Source organism: Burkholderia sp. E168m23 (assembly GCF_016586125.1).
Lineage (GTDB): Bacteria > Pseudomonadota > Gammaproteobacteria > Burkholderiales > Burkholderiaceae > Burkholderia > Burkholderia orbicola.
The window spans coordinates 1-863 of record NZ_BCPP01001548.1; the positions used below are offsets into that span (position 1 = coordinate 1).

The window sequence follows — 863 nt, forward strand, 5'->3', positions numbered from 1 at the left end:
AGCGCGTGACTCTGGCCCGTGCGCTGGCCGGCCAGCCGTCGTTGCTGATCCTCGACGAGCCGACCGCCAGCCTGTCGGCGACGGAGGCCGAGCGGCTGTTCGAGCTGGTGGACGCGTTGCGCCGCGATGGCGTCGCCATCCTGCTGGTGTCGCATCGGCTCGGCGACTTGCGCCGTATCGCGGATCGCGCGGCGATCGTCCGCGATGGCCGGATCGTCGCGGATCTGGCCGCGCCGATCGATTTCGACGCCGCGGTGGAAACGATGATCGGCCGGTCGTTGCCGCGTACGCGTGCCGTGGCGCCGGAGCGGGTCGCACCGGCCGAATCCGGGCCCGGATCAGGCTTCAGCGTGCGGCAGATCCGGCTGACGCCGACCAGCACGCCGTTCGATCTCGATGTCCGGCGCGGCGAGATCGTCGCGATCGCGGGCCCGGTCGGCGGCGGCAAGTCGCGCTTCGCGCGGACGATCTTCGGTGCGGTGCGAGCGGCCGCCGGCGAGATGACGCTCGACGGCCGGCCATGGCGGCCACGAACGCCCGCCGATGCGATTCGCGCCGGCGTATTCCTGGCCGGCGAGGATCGCTGGCGCACGTCGCTGTTTCCCGACAGCGTCCCGTTCGCGTCGATCGCGGGCACCATCGGCTTTCCGTTCCTGTCGCGCTGGTTCGCGAGCGGTGCGGTGCGCCGAACGCGCGAACGCACGGCGGCCGCCGCGGCGATCGCGCGGTTCGGGATTCGCTGCGAGGGGCCGGACGATCGCGTCGCGCACCTGTCCGGCGGCAACCAGCAGAAGGTCGTGCTCGCGCGCTGGCACGCCGAGCCGGCGCGGCTGTTGCTGCTCGACGAACCGTTCCAGGGCATC

Annotated in this window: 1 protein-coding gene; it reads left to right on the forward strand. The window is 72.7% G+C overall.

Going from position 1 to position 863, the window contains the following annotated elements:
* Positions 1–863, forward strand: an 863-nt coding sequence (locus JMF90_RS38805; RefSeq protein ID WP_236598152.1) for an ATP-binding cassette domain-containing protein, incomplete at both ends; no start/stop codon positions are given.